This is a genomic window from Pseudomonas sp. SWRI18, from assembly GCF_014268345.1.
GTDB lineage: Bacteria > Pseudomonadota > Gammaproteobacteria > Pseudomonadales > Pseudomonadaceae > Aquipseudomonas > Aquipseudomonas cedrina.
In genome coordinates this window covers 1-15155 of the sequence record NZ_JACCQQ010000001.1, presented here as the reverse complement: position 1 = coordinate 15155, position 15155 = coordinate 1, and the positions used below count along the sequence as shown (strand labels likewise).

14 protein-coding genes are annotated in these 15155 nt (G+C 60.8%); 5 read left to right on the top strand and 9 right to left on the bottom strand.

The annotated features are described in order from the left end of the window. The first annotated feature begins 213 nt into the window (after positions 1 to 213). The 5 genes from H0Z09_RS00070 (at position 214) to H0Z09_RS00050 (ending at position 4602) form a co-directional block, all read left to right on the top strand. Entirely contained in the window at positions 214 to 498 is a 285-nt protein-coding gene (locus H0Z09_RS00070; protein WP_186685722.1) for a hypothetical protein, read from the top strand. A gap of 77 nt (positions 499 to 575) precedes the next feature. Further along, a complete protein-coding gene (locus tag H0Z09_RS00065; RefSeq protein WP_003170804.1) occupies positions 576 to 740 on the top strand; it encodes a DUF1328 domain-containing protein in 165 nt (54 codons plus the stop codon). 2 nt (positions 741 to 742) lie between these two features. Further along, entirely contained in the window at positions 743 to 1210 is a 468-nt protein-coding gene (locus H0Z09_RS00060) for an inhibitor of vertebrate lysozyme family protein (protein WP_186685720.1), read from the top strand. A 732-nt stretch (positions 1211 to 1942) separates the two neighbouring features. Next, positions 1943 to 3274, top strand: a complete 1332-nt coding sequence (gene gltP / locus H0Z09_RS00055; RefSeq protein ID WP_186685718.1) for a glutamate/aspartate:proton symporter GltP — start codon at positions 1943 to 1945, stop codon at positions 3272 to 3274. Between the two features lie 98 nt (positions 3275 to 3372). After that, positions 3373 to 4602, top strand: coding sequence for a spore maturation protein (locus H0Z09_RS00050; RefSeq protein WP_076952240.1), 1230 nt, complete (start codon positions 3373 to 3375; stop codon positions 4600 to 4602). Positions 4603 to 4697: 95 nt separating this feature from the next. Here H0Z09_RS00050 and H0Z09_RS00045 read toward each other — a convergent pair whose 3' ends face one another. The 9 genes from H0Z09_RS00045 to H0Z09_RS00005 form a co-directional block, all read right to left on the bottom strand. Next, positions 4698 to 5309, bottom strand: coding sequence for an ABC-type transport auxiliary lipoprotein family protein (locus tag H0Z09_RS00045; protein ID WP_186685715.1), 612 nt, complete (start codon positions 5307 to 5309; stop codon positions 4698 to 4700). Continuing rightward, positions 5306 to 6244 carry an MlaD family protein gene (locus tag H0Z09_RS00040; protein ID WP_186685713.1) on the bottom strand — a complete coding sequence of 313 codons (939 nt, stop codon included), beginning with the start codon at positions 6242 to 6244 and terminating at the stop codon, positions 5306 to 5308. Before H0Z09_RS00040 ends, H0Z09_RS00045 begins: the two co-directional genes overlap by 4 nt. A 1-nt stretch (position 6245) precedes the next feature. After that, entirely contained in the window at positions 6246 to 7040 is a 795-nt protein-coding gene (locus H0Z09_RS00035) for an ABC transporter ATP-binding protein (protein WP_186686971.1), read from the bottom strand. Positions 7041 to 7045: 5 nt separating this feature from the next. Then, a complete protein-coding gene (locus tag H0Z09_RS00030) occupies positions 7046 to 8194 on the bottom strand; it encodes an ABC transporter permease (RefSeq protein WP_186685711.1) in 1149 nt (382 codons plus the stop codon). Between the two features lie 54 nt (positions 8195 to 8248). Next, complete coding sequence (locus H0Z09_RS00025) at positions 8249 to 9280, bottom strand: DUF5924 family protein (protein ID WP_186685709.1); 1032 nt, start codon at positions 9278 to 9280, stop codon at positions 8249 to 8251. A 72-nt stretch (positions 9281 to 9352) separates the two neighbouring features. After that, on the bottom strand, positions 9353 to 10735 hold the full coding sequence (locus H0Z09_RS00020) for a pitrilysin family protein (protein WP_186685707.1): 1383 nt from the start codon (positions 10733 to 10735) through the stop codon (positions 9353 to 9355). 57 nt (positions 10736 to 10792) lie between these two features. Beyond that, on the bottom strand, positions 10793 to 12451 hold the full coding sequence (locus H0Z09_RS00015; protein ID WP_186685705.1) for a Na/Pi cotransporter family protein: 1659 nt from the start codon (positions 12449 to 12451) through the stop codon (positions 10793 to 10795). A gap of 209 nt (positions 12452 to 12660) precedes the next feature. After that, complete coding sequence (locus H0Z09_RS00010) at positions 12661 to 13428, bottom strand: TerC family protein (protein WP_076952248.1); 768 nt, start codon at positions 13426 to 13428, stop codon at positions 12661 to 12663. A gap of 67 nt (positions 13429 to 13495) precedes the next feature. After that, positions 13496 to 14803 (bottom strand): CitMHS family transporter, encoded by a 1308-nt coding sequence (locus tag H0Z09_RS00005; protein ID WP_186685702.1) that lies wholly within the window; start codon positions 14801 to 14803, stop codon positions 13496 to 13498. Positions 14804 to 15155: the final 352 nt, after the last annotated feature.

Here is a 15155-nt window from a genome sequence, read left to right as displayed (position 1 = left end):
CGGCGCCGTCACCAGCGTGACCTGCAGTTTCCACTCGACAATCCATCGTGCATTTCGCACGGCTTCCAAGCGGGCATCGTGCAGGATGCTGGGTATGCGGTCGATTATAAATACTTAACTCTTTGATTTTATTGATTTTTATATATCAAAAAAACTGGCATGCGCTCTGCAATATCTCCCTCAACGATAAACAAGATGCGGGAGAACAGCAGCATGACTCGCCAAAGCCTGAACCAACTGCGTGTATCGCCACTGCGCTTGCAGCAAGGTCTGTTTGCCAGCCTGGCCCTGATGGTCACGTTGATTGGCGGCCAGCAGTTTCAGCATTGGCAGCAGAGTCAGCAGCAGGTTCCCCAGTTTGAACGTCCGGCCATGACCCAGACCCATTTCCGTTCCGTTGGCAGTGTTGCTGCCGATGCAACAGCCCCGCAACTGCGGATGGTTGACCAGGAGTCTTCTCTGAGTGAACTGCCATCCCAGGAACGTTGGGTGTTCTAGGCACCACAGGCCGCTCGGTTTGAGCGGCTGCACGACACTACCGCTGTTACCTCTATAAAAGTTTAAGGAGAATCACCATGTTGAGTTGGGCAATCACATTTCTGATCATCGCCATTGTGGCTGCAGTCCTGGGCTTCGGTGGCATCGCCGGCACCGCCACGGGTATCGCAAAAATTCTGTTCGTGGTCTTCCTGGTGATGTTCATCGCTTCGTTCTTCTTTGGTCGTCGCGGCCGAGGCTGAAAATGACCACTTTGTCCTTCAAGGCCATTACTGCCGCCCTGCTTCTGGGCGGCAGCGGCTTGGCGATGGCCGCCAACGACGGCCAATCGCGCGCCAACGAATTGCTCAGCGCGGACCCGCAATACCGCGAAACCTGGCAAAGCGTGGTGAAGAAAGAAGAGCGCCTGCCGGAATGGGTGATGAACCTGTCGGGCACGGCCGAGCAGATGAACGCAGTGCAAGAGGATGGCGACCAGTACTTGGTCGGGCCGCTCTGCGAAACCGCGGACACCTGCCTGAACAAGCGCCTGATCGTGGCTTTCAGCCTCGACAAGGAAGATGCCTACGCCATGTTGGTGCAAGTCCCTGCCGGTTTGCCGGCGGACAAGTCACCCACGCGGCATGCGGATTACCGATTTATCGGCAAGCCGGATGAAGGCATGCAAAAGCTGCTGATGGAGCAGTTGAAGAAAGATCCGAATTGGTACTAGGTTCCGTCCGGCGCATCTGTCGCCCACGGAGCCAGCGTCCATAGAAAGAAGCCCCTCGCTTCTTTCTGTTTGCACCACCCGCCAAGGGCGGTGCATGACCAGGGGGCCGGGTTGCTCTGATCAAACGGGATCGGCGTGACCTACGGGTACAGGGAGTGCCTGCGCAAGGGCCGGGTCAGGCGAAAAGCTGCGACGCAGGTTCACAAGTTCTTGCTTGTCGAACCTGCGGCGGGCTTATGCCGCTGTTTTAAATCTGCTTTCGTTATGCCTGCCTTAGTTGGAAATTCCATTTCTGCTCCTGCCCAACCATTTCTTGGTGTTTCGGGCCGACCATCTATCGACAAAATTTGTCGGCGGTCATCGGACGTTTCTGACACTAAGCAACTCAATCGCCTGGTTTTTTCACCGACCGTCCCTGGACGTCCTGAGTCTCTGAGCGAGCCGGGTTTGGCAGGTTCACGGCATGTTTGTCGGACAAAATGTCACATTTGAACTGACCGTTCGGACAGTTATTATGAGAAATGACCATGCCGATTCGGCATAGGGTAGGCGTTTACGGCATTAGACGGCACTCCCTTGCATGGCAATAGTTGCGGCTTTTTTCGCCTGCCAGTAAGCCATTTCGGCCACGCTGCGGTGACCTTCCATGGAGGCCCATGCACTCACTTTTTCGCCCCCGGGCGTTGCAGCTGGCGCATCGGCCTTAAGTTCACTTGAAGTAAGGGTAATGACATGAAGAAGGCAAAGCTAAGCCTCGCCTGGCAGATCCTCATCGGTTTGGTGCTGGGGATCGCAATCGGTGCCGTGCTCAACCATTTCAGCGCTGAAAAGGCCTGGTGGATCAGCAATGTGTTGCAGCCGGCGGGCGATATCTTTATCCGCCTGATCAAGATGATCGTGATCCCGATAGTCATTTCTTCGCTGATCGTCGGCATTGCCGGTGTCGGTGACGCGAAGAAGCTCGGGCGCATCGGCGTCAAAACCATCCTTTACTTCGAAATCGTCACCACTATCGCCATCGTGGTCGGCCTGCTGCTGGCCAACCTGTTCCACCCGGGCGCCGGCATCGACATGAGTACCCTGGGTACCGTCGACATCTCCAAGTACCAGGCGACCGCTGCAGAAGTGCAGCATGAGCATGCGTTCATCGAAACCATCCTCAACCTGATCCCTTCGAATATCTTCGCCGCCGTGGCCCGTGGCGAAATGCTGCCGATCATCTTTTTCTCCGTGTTGTTCGGCCTTGGTTTATCGAGCCTCAAGCCTGAGTTGCGCGAGCCGCTGGTGACGATGTTCCAGGGCGTGTCCGAGAGCATGTTCAAAGTCACCCACATGATCATGAAGTACGCTCCGATCGGCGTATTCGCACTGATCGCCGTGACCGTCGCCAACTTCGGCTTTGCATCGTTGCTGCCGCTGGCCAAGCTGGTGATTCTGGTTTACGTCGCCATCCTGTTCTTCGCCTTCGTGGTCCTTGGCCTGATCGCCCGCCTGTTCGGCTTCTCGGTGATCAGGCTGATGCGCATCTTCAAGGATGAACTGGTACTGGCTTACTCCACCGCCAGCTCCGAGACTGTGCTGCCGCGCGTGATCGAGAAGATGGAAGCCTACGGCGCACCGAAAGCGATCTGCAGCTTTGTGGTTCCGACCGGTTACTCATTCAACCTCGACGGTTCGACCCTGTACCAGAGCATCGCGGCAATCTTCATCGCCCAGCTGTATGGCATCGACCTGTCGATCGGCCAGCAACTGATGCTGGTACTGACCCTGATGGTCACCTCCAAAGGCATCGCCGGCGTACCGGGCGTGTCCTTCGTGGTGCTGCTGGCGACCTTGGGCAGCGTGGGCATTCCGCTGGAAGGCCTGGCATTTATCGCTGGTGTCGACCGCATCATGGACATGGCGCGTACGGCGCTCAACGTGATCGGCAACGCCCTGGCCGTGTTGGTCATCTCCCGCTGGGAAGGCATGTACGACGACGCCAAGGGCGAGCGCTACTGGAATTCCCTGCCGCACTGGCGCAGCAAGGAAGCCTTACCGTCTGCCCAAGCCACCCGCAGCTGACAGCGCAATCGCGCTGAAACAAACCCCGGACAATTCCGGGGTTTGTCGTTTCTGCCAGCCCCGCTATCATTCGCCCCATTCTTCGGGGGATTCAACTGATGCTCAATGGCCTGTGGCTTGGCTTCTTTGTCGTGGCAATGGTGTCGGCACTGGCGCAATGGCTGGTCGGCGGTAACGCCGGCATATTCGCGGCGATGGTGGAAAGCATTTTCGCCATGGCCAAGTTGTCGGTGGAAGTCATGGTGCTGCTGTTCGGCACCCTCACCTTATGGCTGGGCTTTTTGCGCATCGCCGAAAAAGCCGGGATCGTCGATTGGCTGGCCAAGGCCCTCGGTCCGCTGTTCCGTCGCCTGATGCCGGAAGTGCCCGCTGGCCACCCGGCCATCGGATTGATCACCCTCAACTTTGCCGCCAACGGCCTGGGCCTGGATAACGCCGCGACGCCCATCGGGCTCAAAGCCATGAAGGCGCTGCAGGAACTCAACCCCATTCCCAACACCGCCACCAATGCGCAGATCCTGTTCCTGGTGCTCAATGCGTCGTCGCTGACACTGCTGCCGGTGACGATCTTCATGTACCGCGCGCAGCAAGGCGCTCCCGATCCAACCCTGGTATTCCTGCCGATCCTGTTGGCGACCAGCGCCTCGACCCTGGTGGGCCTGCTCTCGGTGGCGGTGATGCAGCGCCTGCGGCTGTGGGATCCCGTGGTGCTGGCGTACCTGGTTCCCGGCGCGCTGGTACTCGGCGGCTTCATGGCATTGCTGGCGACGCTGTCCGCCACGGCGCTGGCGGGTTTGTCATCGATCCTGGGCAACCTCACGCTGTTCGGCTTGATCATGCTGTTTCTGGTGATCGGTGCGTTGCGCAAGGTCAAGGTGTACGAGGCGTTTGTCGAAGGCGCCAAGGAAGGCTTCGATGTCGCCAAGAATCTGCTGCCGTATCTGGTGGCGATGCTGTGCGCCGTGGGCGTATTGCGCGCTTCCGGGGCGCTGGAGTTCGGCCTCGAAGGCATTCGCCACTTGGTGGCCTGGACCGGCATGGACACGCGCTTTGTCGATGCCTTGCCGACCGCGATGGTCAAGCCGTTCTCAGGCAGCGCGGCGCGGGCGATGCTGATCGAGACCATGCAGACCCAAGGCGTGGACAGTTTCCCGGCATTGGTCGCGGCAACCATCCAGGGCAGTACCGAAACCACCTTTTATGTATTGGCGGTGTACTTTGGTTCGGTGGGCATCCAACGGGCCAGGCATGCGGTGGGCTGTGCGTTGCTGGCGGAGTTTGCCGGTGTCGTGGCGGCGATTGCGGTGTGCTACTGGTTTTTTGGCTGAGGCTCAAATCGCTATCGCAGGCAAGCCAGCTCCCACATTCGATTGTATTCACAGATCAAAAAAATGTGGGAGCGGGCTTGCCCGCGAAGAGGCCCTCAGCGTTTCGCTGCACTGTTGCCCTGCGCCACCACCCAATCCACCACCTGCCTGTTTAACTGATCCCCCGCCAACCCAAACCCGGCGACAACGGCTGGCACCTTGGTATCCTCCGCCGGTTGTCTAACCTCAAACCGCCGGCTGGCAACGATTCGCTGGTCACGGCCGCGCACCAATCGCGCGTCCAGGCGAATCACCACCTCCACCGCACTGCCGTGGTATTCACTCTGGAAGGCCTGCAATTGCCCGCCCAGTTCATAATCGGACTGCAGGTTGGTGTCATCGGTACTCAACAACGTCACCCGCCCGTCGCGCTGAAAGCCGTCCAGCAGGCGATTGCGCAACAGCACCGGCGACGGATCGCTCCAGCGTGCGTTGGCATAGCTGCTGATCAGATTACCGTTGGGCACCACGGCAATGCGTGGGCTGTCGAGGAACTCGCTGGCCTGCGGCTTGGTCACGCGCAACGACCAGGCCACGGCTGTGGCTTGGGTCGCGGTCGGTGACGCGGCCAAACGGTATACATCCGAAGGGTCGGCCTTGGGCAGGATCGAGCACGCACTGACCAGCGCCAGGGCCGCGAGGGCGATCATTGGGTAAGCACGCTTCATGGCGTGAACTCCTTGTTCTTGTCGCTGCCCAGCAGGTAACCGCTGGGGTTGGCTTCCAGGCGGCGGGAGATGGCGCGCAGCGAACCGAGGGTCTCGCGCAGTTCGCGCACGGCCGGTGCCAGTTCGTTGAGGCCCTGCAGGCCACTGTTTACCGAGCTTTTGTTGTCGGTCAGCAACGTATTGATAGTGGCTGTGCTGTGTTCAAGGGATTTCATGGCTTGCTCGGCGCTGCCGAAGGCCTGTTTACCTTGTTCGTTGAGCAAACCGTTGGCGTTGCGCATCAGGACGGTGGTCTGTTCCAGGGCGGCGCTGGCCTGCTTGCTCACCTGCATCAGCTGTTGCATCACCACCTTGATATCGCCGCGTTGGTCGGCAATCGCCCCGGTGGTTTGCTCAAGATGGTCCAGGGTGTTGCTGATGCGCTCCACATTCTGTGCCGAGAACATATCGTTGGCGTTGTGCAGCAGCAGGTTGACGCTGGTCATCAGGTCGTTGCTGTTGTTCAGCAGGCGCGCGATGGGCGAAGGCGAGGCAATGATCTGCGGCAAGTTGCCGTCCTTGCCCTTGAGCTCGGCGCTTTGCGGTGTGCCGCCGCTGAGCTGGATGATCGAGGTGCCGGTGATGCCCGTCAGGGCCAGTTTGGCCTGGGTGTCCTCCTTGATCGGCGTCTGGCCGGCCAGGCGGATGCGTGCCAGCACGCGGCGCGGGTCCTTGGGGTCCAGGCGCAGGCTGGTGACGTCGCCCACCTTGATTCCGCTGTACTGCACGGCGCTGCCCTGGGACAACCCGCTGACCGCCTCGTTGAAGATCACTTCGTAGTCCTGGAAGGCGCTGTCGACGCTGGACTTGGCCAGCCACAGGCCGAACAGCAGCGCGCCGACCACTACGATCACGCTGAACAGACCGATCATCACATGATGGGCTCGGGTTTCCATGTCATACCTCGTTGAGCGATTGAGCGGCATCCAATGCCGCGCGGCCACGGGGGCCGTGGAAGTATTCGTGAACCCAGGCGTCGTCCGTTTGCGAGACGATGTCGATGGCGCCGGCCACCAGCACTTTCTTCTGCGCCAGCACCGCCACGCGGTCGGTGATGGTGTATAGCGTGTCCAGGTCGTGAGTGACCAGGAACACACTCAGGCCCAGCGCATCGCGCAGGGTCAGGATCAACTGGTCGAACTGCGCCGCGCCAATCGGATCGAGGCCGGCGGTGGGTTCGTCGAGGAACAGGATGTCCGGGTCCAGGGCCAGGGCGCGGGCCAGGGCGGCGCGCTTGATCATGCCGCCGGACAGCGAGGCCGGGTATTTGTCCGCCGCCGACAGCGGCAACCCGGCCAGGGCCAGTTTGACTGCGGCCAAGTGCTCGGCGTCGCGGCGGCTGAGGCCGGCGTGTTCGATCAGCGGCAGCGCGACGTTCTCGGTCACGGTCAGCGAGGAAAACAGCGCGCCCTTCTGGAACAGCACGCCGAAGCGTCGTTCAATCAGCGAGCGTTCCTGTTCCGAAAGGTTTGGCAGGTTCTTGCCGAACACCCGCACTTGGCCTTCACTGGGCCGGCGCAAGCCGACAATGCTGCGCAGCAGCACCGATTTGCCGCTGCCGGACCCGCCGACCACGGCCAGGATCTCGCCCTTGTATAAATCCAGGTCGAGCTGTTCGTGCACGCTTTGGCTACCAAAGCGATTGCACAGGCCGCGCACTTCAATCACCGCCTCGGCGGGCGCTCGGTGCAGGCGACTCACCAGCCCATCTCCATGAAGAACAGCGCGGCGACCGCATCCAGCACGATCACCACAAAAATCGATTGCACCACGCTGGAGGTGGTGTGAGCGCCGACCGACTCGGCGCTGCCGCTGACCTTGAAGCCTTCCAGGCAGCCGATGGCCGCGATCAGGAAGGCGAAGATCGGCGCCTTGATCATGCCCACCACGAAGTGCTGCACGCCGATGTCCGAGTGCAGCAGTGACAGAAACATCGCTGGCGAAATATCCAGGGCTACGGCGCACACCACGCCGCCGCCGATGATCCCCGAGAGCATCGCCAGGAAGGTCAGCATCGGCAGCGCTACGAGCAGCGCGAGTACGCGGGGCAGTACCAGCAACTCCATCGGGTCCAGGCCCAGGGTGCGGATGGCGTCGATTTCTTCGTTGGCCTTCATCGAACCGATCTGCGCGGTAAAGGCACTGGCAGTGCGGCCGGCCATCAGGATAGCGGTGAGCAGCACGCCGAACTCACGCAGGAACGAGAACGCCACCAGGTCCACTGTGAAGATGGTGGCGCCAAAGCTCTCGAGCACCGTGGCACCGAGAAACGCTACCACCGCGCCCACCAGAAAAGTCAGCAGGGCCACGATGGGGGCTGCGTCGAGGCCGGTCTGTTCGATATGCGCAACCATCGGCGTGATACGCCAGCGTTTGGGCCGAAACAGGCCGCGAGCGAACGTTTCGATGATCAGGCCGATAAAGCCCAGCAGTTGCTTGCTGTCCTGCCACACGGTGTCCACCGCCCGGCCAATGCGCGCCAGCACCTGAATGCTGGTGGCTTCTTCCGGCGCTTTATCCGGCACGCAAAAGTCATTCAGGGAGCGGTAGACGGTCTTGAGCAACGCGCGGTCAGCCGCAGACAGGCTGCAGTCGGTCTGTTCGGCCGATTGCTCGATGCGGGTCGGCCCCAGCAGCTCCACCAGCAGCGAGGCGCCGGCGGTGTCCAGGGTGCCGAGGCCGTTGAGGTCGATGCGCGCGCCAGCGTCATATTGGCCGTCGAGCTTGTCTGACAGCTTCTTCAGGCTGGCATAGTGGGCAAGCGTCCAGTCCCCCGTAATCCGCAGCTGCGGCGGGGTGGTGGACGTATCGAGGTGGGCGGCGCCGGCCGTCGTGCTGGTGGTCATAAGCTCCGAGCTTGTTTGGCTATCCACAATGGCTACGTAATAGCACGATCCTGGCTACTTTGGATTGTCCGTTTGTGCTGTGTCCGTCACTTTGAAGCGCAGCACGCCGATCACCTGGCCGTCTTCGGTCAACACGCGCACTTGCCAGCGTCCCACTGAGTCGGCCGGGAAATTCTGCTTGTGGGTCCAGGCGCGGTAGCCCTCCTTGCGCCCGCCGTGGATATCCAGGGCGATGCGGTCGACTTCTTTGCCGTTGAATTTCCACACGTGGTAGATCCGCTCATCCAGGCCGCGCGGGGCGTTGATCGCGGTGTAGGCGTACAGCCCGCCGCTGCGCAGTTGGGCACCGGTGACTTCCTTGAGGTCATCGCCGGGCGTGCGGTCTTGCAGTTGAGTGCTGATCGCCACTTCGGTCATCCACAAAGTGGCCGGCGGCACCCAACTGCGCAGGAACCAGCCGGCGCAGCCGATGGCAGCCGTGACCCCCAGCAGCATTGCCCAGCCTTTGAGGCTGCGCAGCGGCAGGCTCACGGCCAGGCTCGGAATCGACAATGCCATCGCCACGCCGAGCGCCAGCTTGTAACTCTCGGCGGTGGTCAGGTGCAGGATGATCGGCAGCGCAGTGAGCAGCGCGGCGAACAAGGTGAAGGTGTGCAGCGCAAGGAACAGCGAGCGTTTGGGCGCCAGCCATTTGTAGTACAGCGGATCGATGATCGACACCAGGGCAGCCGCTCCGAGCAGGCCGGTGAAAACCGACTGGCCGCTGTTCCATGCGGTGGTGATGAAAAAGAACGGCAGCACAAAAAACAGACTTTCCTGGTGGATCATCTGGGTCGCGTAGCGCAACAGCGGTTCAGGGATTTCGCGCTTGAAGAGCTTGGTGAACAGCTGGGTAAAGCTGTTCTCCAGCATCAACCACAGCCAGCTCACCAGCATGATCACCGCGATCCAACTGGCCATGCCTTGTTGGCGGTCCACCAGGATGAAACTGCCCACGCCGGAGATGAAACCGCCGAGCGCGATCACCCCGGGGTAGCGCTTCATCAGTTCAAGAATGCGGGTGATCAAGCGGGTCAGGGTTTGCATTCGGCGGTTCGCAGTCTTTGGTAGGAGAAATCCCAGACAGAATAACGTCTTGGCTCGGTATCCGGTGCGTCATTACGCGATCCGTTTGCGATAACCCCGCACGCCGATCAACGCAATGATGATCAGCCCAAGCACACCGGCGCCGACCCAGCTGAGCGCATCGTAGCTCAGCAGTGGTTTCTCGATGCGCCAGTAGCCGGGTTGCTGGAACACCTGGCGCATGGCGCGGTTGGTCTGGTCCAGGCTCACGGCCTTGATGCGTTTGACCGGATCGCTGAAGTGACCGTTGTTGTAGTCACCCAAAGCGCTCCAGTAATAGTCGGCCAAGGCGCTGTTGCCCTGCACGGCCCAGGCCTGTCGTGCGATGGCGGCTTGTTGCAGGCGCGTGAATACCGCCGGGTCGAGGCCATCCTTGAGCAAGTGCGCCTTGAGCTCTTGGAGCGCCTGTTCGGCGTCGGCGAGGTTTTCGCGCTCAAGGTCGGCATTCAGGCTGAGGAAGCCGACGCCACCGAGCACTTCACGCTCGCTCCAGGGGCCGTAGGACAACCCATGCTTGAGGCGCAGTTGGCGGTACAGCGCCCAGTCGAGGTAGTCCTTGAGCAGGTCGTAGGTTTCATCATGCCCGTCATCCAATACCGGCTCGGGAAACAGCCAGTGCAATTTGGCACTGTTGCCGACCCAGCCATGGATCAGTTCGCGGTGGTCGGCAGCGGCATGCTGGATCTGCGGCAGCGCCGGATGCTCGCTCGGCTCGACCGGATCGAGTTGGCCATAGGTGCGTTCCAGGTAGGCGGGCAGCAGTTTGTCGAGGTCGCCGACGACGATCAGCGTCATGTTGTTGGGGGCATACCAGTTTTTGCGCAGGGCCTCCAGCTGGTCGCGCGTCAAGTGATCGACCCCGGCGCGTTCGGCGCATTTGAGCCCCAGCTCGACGGCCAGTTGATTGCTGGCGGTGTGGCCCAGGTCCTGACGGTCCAACAAGCGTTGCAGGCGGGAGTAATGGCCGCCGTCTTCGCGTTCGACGACGCGCTTGGCGGCGTTGATGTTGGCATCGGTCAATTCGGTACGGGTGATGATCGCCAGGAGCAGGTCGAGCACCTTGCGCTGGTTCTGCGCGGGCGCCTCGATCACAAAGGTGGTGTCGGCATTGCTGGTGTAGGCGTTCCATTCGCCGCCCAAGGCTTGCATGCGGTCCTCGAGCTCGCCTTCGCCGCCGCCGTCGATGCCGCTGAACAGCAAGTGCTCCAGCAGGTGCGGCAGCTCTTTATCTTCACAGGCGAAGTCATCCAGGCCTACGCCCACCACCAGGCGAATCGCCACATGCCCGCGCTCGGTGCCCGGTTTGAGCAGCAATTGCAAGCCGTTGGGCAAGGAGTAGCCCTCGACTTGCAGGCGGTCAAAGGCAAAGGCGTGGGCGGCGCCCATGAGCAGGCACGCAACTAACAGGCGACGCATAACAAGCTTCCTGGCGAGTGAGGTCAGCTTTAACTGACTTCACGGGCCACTGTACGTTCAGGGCGAATGCGTGATGTCGACAATATCGTCGGCGGACAGCGCGCCGGTGTCGGACGTTTCCAGCACCACATAGGCACTGCTGCAAAACAACGAGTTCAGGCGTTTCATGTCGGCAATCAGCTCCAGGTGCAGGGAACTGGTCTCCAGGCTCTGTACGATCTTGCGCTGCAGCCGGCTGACGTGGGCATGGGCCAGGCGGCGTTCCTGGGCGCGGAAACGGCGTTTTTCACGCAGCAATTGGCGAGCGCTGTGCGGGTCGGCACTGAGGAACACCGACAGGCCCAGGCGCAGGTTGGCGATCAACTGGCTGTGCAGGCCGCTGAGTTCTTCCAGGCCGACTTCGGAAAACTGGCGGCGCTGTGAGGTTTTTTGCTGCTGGACTTTGCGCAGCATGCGTTCGATCAGGTCGCCGGCCAGCTTCAGGTTGATCGACAGCTCGATGATCTCGGCCCAACGGCGACTGTCCTGCTCACTGAGGTCTTCACGGGGCATTTGCGCCAGGTAAAGCTTGATCGCGCTGTACAGCGCTTCGACATCGTCGCTGAGGCTGCGCATTTCCTGGGTGATGGTGGTTTGTTTGCCGCGCAGTACTTCCTGCATGGCGGTGAGCATGTTGTCGATCAGATCGCCCAGGCGCAGGGTCTCGCGAGCAGCGTTGGCCAGCGCCAGGCTGGGTGTGGTGAGCGCGGTCGGGTCCAGGTGACGTGGCTTGGCCTTGCCGTTGAGCTCTTCACGCTCGGGCAACAGCCAGGCGCACAGGCGCGACATCGGGCCGATGGTGGGCAGCAGGATCAGGCAGCGGCTGACGTTGTAGAGCAGATGGAAGGTAATGACCATGCCCTGGGCGCTGTAGTCCAGATCGTCCATCCACAGCACCAGCGGGTCGAGCACCGGAATGATCAGCAACAGGCCGATCAATTTGTACAACAGGCTACCCAGGGCCACCTGGCGCCCGGCGGCGTTTTGCATGCTGGTGCTGAGGAAAGCCAGCACGCCACTGCCGATGTTGGCGCCGATCACCAGGCCGATGGCCACGTGCAGGCCGATGACGCCGGCGCCGGCAAGGGTGGCCGTCAACAGGACGGCGGCCAGGCTGGAGTAGGAAATCATCGCGAACAAGGCGCCGACCAAGGCGTCGAGCAGGATGTCGCCGGTCAATGAGGCAAACAGCACTTTCACGCCTTGGGCGTGGGTGATGGGCCCGGCGGCCTCGACGATCAATTGCAGCGCGAGGATGATCAGCCCGAGGCCGATCGCCACCCGACCCAACTGCCCTGCCCGTGTCTGTTTGCGCGACAGGAAGAAAATCACCCCGAGAAAAATCAGCAGCGGCGACAGCCAGGACAGGTCAAACGTCAGCACCCGTGCCATCAGTGCTGTACCGACGTCGGCGCCGAGCATGGTTGCCAGGGCGGGCATCAGCCCCATCAGGCCCTGGCCGACAAACGACGTCACCAGCATCGCCGTGGCGTTGCTGCTCTGCACCATGGCGGTCACCAGGATACCGGCGATAAACGCCAGCCAGCGCTTGGACATGTTCTGCCCGATGACTTGGCGCAAGTTGGAGCCGTAGACCCGCAGGATGCCGGTACGGACGATGTGCGTGCCCCAGATCAGCAGGGTCACGGCGGAAAGCAGATTGAGCAAGGTCAGCATGCTCGGCCCCCCGTGTGGGTGTGCTCCAGCAGGAGCAGTAAAAAGTGCCGCGTGCCGCTCTACGTCTTGTACTTAAGCTGTAGTTGGCGAAAAGGCTCTGCGCCAGCATCGCATAGCTAAAGTGGGGATTGAAACAAAACTGTCATGAAGCGGTTTTCTGCGGATATGAAAAAAGGGGCGCGAACGCCCCTTTTCAGCAGCGGATCAGCTTATTGACCCGGAACGTCCTTACGCAGTTTCACTGGATCCTGCTGTTTCCTTTTTTTCGCGATGGCCGTGCGCATCTTGATGTTCACCGCCTCGACCGCCAGTGAGAACGCCATGGCGAAGTAAACGTAGCCTTTTGGCACATGCACGTCGAAGGATTCGGCGATCAGCACGGTACCCACGACCAGCAGGAACGACAGTGCGAGCATCTTCAGCGACGGGTGCTTGTCGATGAATTCGCTGATGGTGCCAGCGGCGAGCATCATCACCAGTACGGCCACGATGATTGCAGCGACCATGACCGGCACATGGGAGACCATGCCGACCGCGGTGATCACCGAGTCCAGGGAGAACACGATGTCGATGATCGCGATCTGGATGATGGTGTAGATGAACTTGCCACCAGCGCCCTTCGGCTCGTCGTGGGTTTCGTCTTCACCTTCCAGGGCGTGGTACATCTCCTGGGAGCTTTTCCACAGCAGGAACAGGCCGCCGAAGAACAGGATCAGGTCGCGACCCGAAATGCCCTGGCCGAAGACCACGAACAGATCGGCGGTCAGTTGCATGACCCACGTGATCGACAGCAGCAACAGGATACGGGTGACCATGGCCAGCGCCAGGCCGAAGATCCGGGTACGCGCCTGCATGTGCTTGGGCATGCGGCTGACCAGGATCGAAATCATGATGATGTTATCGATACCCAGGACGATCTCGAGCGCCGTCAGGGTGAAGAAGGCAATCCAGATTTCCGGATTGGTCAGCCATTCCATGTGTATTCCTTTGAGCAAGTGTTAACCGCGCAAGCTGCAGCGCCGCGCGGTGGGTGAGTGGGTAAGCTTATAGAGTGCTGAACAGCGGAAAAATCCCCATCAGCAATGCGGCGACCATTATGCACAGGCAAACCAGCACTGCCCACTTCAGGGTGAAGCGCTGGTGATCGCCAAACTCGATACCGGCCAGGGCCACCAACAGGTAGGTCGAAGGTACCAGCGGGCTGAGCAAGTGCACAGGCTGGCCAACGATGGAGGCACGGGCCATTTCCACTGCGGTGATGCCGTAGTGGCTTGCCGCTTCGGCGAGTACTGGCAGCACGCCATAATAGAACGCGTCGTTGGACATGAAGAAGGTGAACGGCATGCTCACCAGTGCGGTGATCACCGCCAGGTACGGGCCCATTGCTTCCGGAATCACCGCCAGCAGGCTCTTGGACATGGCATCGACCATGCCGGTGCCCGACAGGATACCGGTGAAAATACCGGCGGCGAAGATCAATCCCACTACCGCCAGGACGCTGCCGGCGTGGGCGGCGACGCGGTCTTTCTGCTGTTGCAGGCAGGGGTAGTTGACGATCATCGCGATGCTGAACGCCACCATGAACAGCACCGGCAGCGGCAACAGGCCGGCGATCAGTGTGCACATCAGGGCCAGCGTCAGCGCGCCGTTGAACCAGATCAGCTTTGGACGACGGGCGTCCGGGAATTGCGACACGCTGATTTCGCTGTGGTCGACTTCATCGCCGATCAGGTGCAGTTCACCCAGGCGCGCACGTTCACGCTTGCCATACATATAGGCAATCACCAGGATCGCCACGACGCCTGCGGCCATGGCCGGGATCATCGGTACGAAAATGTCCGATGGGTCCACGTGCAATGCACTGGCCGCCCGGGCCGTCGGGCCGCCCCAGGGGGTCATGTTCATCACGCCGCCGGCGAGGATGATCAAGCCGGCCATGATCCGTGGGCTCATGCCGATGCGCTGGTACAGCGGCAGCATGGCGGCTACGCAGATCATGTAGGTGGTGGCACCGTCACCATCAAGCGACACCACCAGCGCCAGCACGGCGGTGCCGACTGAAACCTTGAGCGGGTCGCCCTTGACCATCTTGAGGATCTTGCGCACGGCCGGGTCGAACAGGCCGGAGTCGATCATCAGGGCAAAATAGAGGATGGCGAACATCAGCATTACGCCGGTGGGCGCGAGCTTGGTGATGCCTTCGAGCATCATCGGGCCGATCTTCGGGGCGAAACCACCGAACAAGGCGAACAGGATCGGCACGATGATCAGGGCGATCAGCGCGGACAGGCGCTTGGTCATGATCAGGAACATGAACGTGATGACCATGGCAAAGCCAAGGAAAGTCAGCATAGGAATACTCCAGGCGTAGCGCGGCTAGGGAATGGCGAACCGGGTGGGTCAGCGCAGAACGAAAGGCACGTGGCTTACGGGGGGAGTCGGAGCAAACAGGCGGGTACGGACGGACATCGGGAATCACCATTGTTGTTGTGTACAGCCGGTCTGTTGCCGGCAGTTGGAGGTGATCCTAGTCGCGAAAGCTTTCAGCCAGCTTTCGCTGAGAAAACTGGCGACGGGGGGTGGACATAAAAACGTCAGATGTATGCCGACCCAAATGTGGGAGCAACTGTCTTGAAGGCTTTTAATTTGAATGTTATTGAAAGGCAGCAAGCATCCTACGGCCGCGTACCGTAAACGATCACTG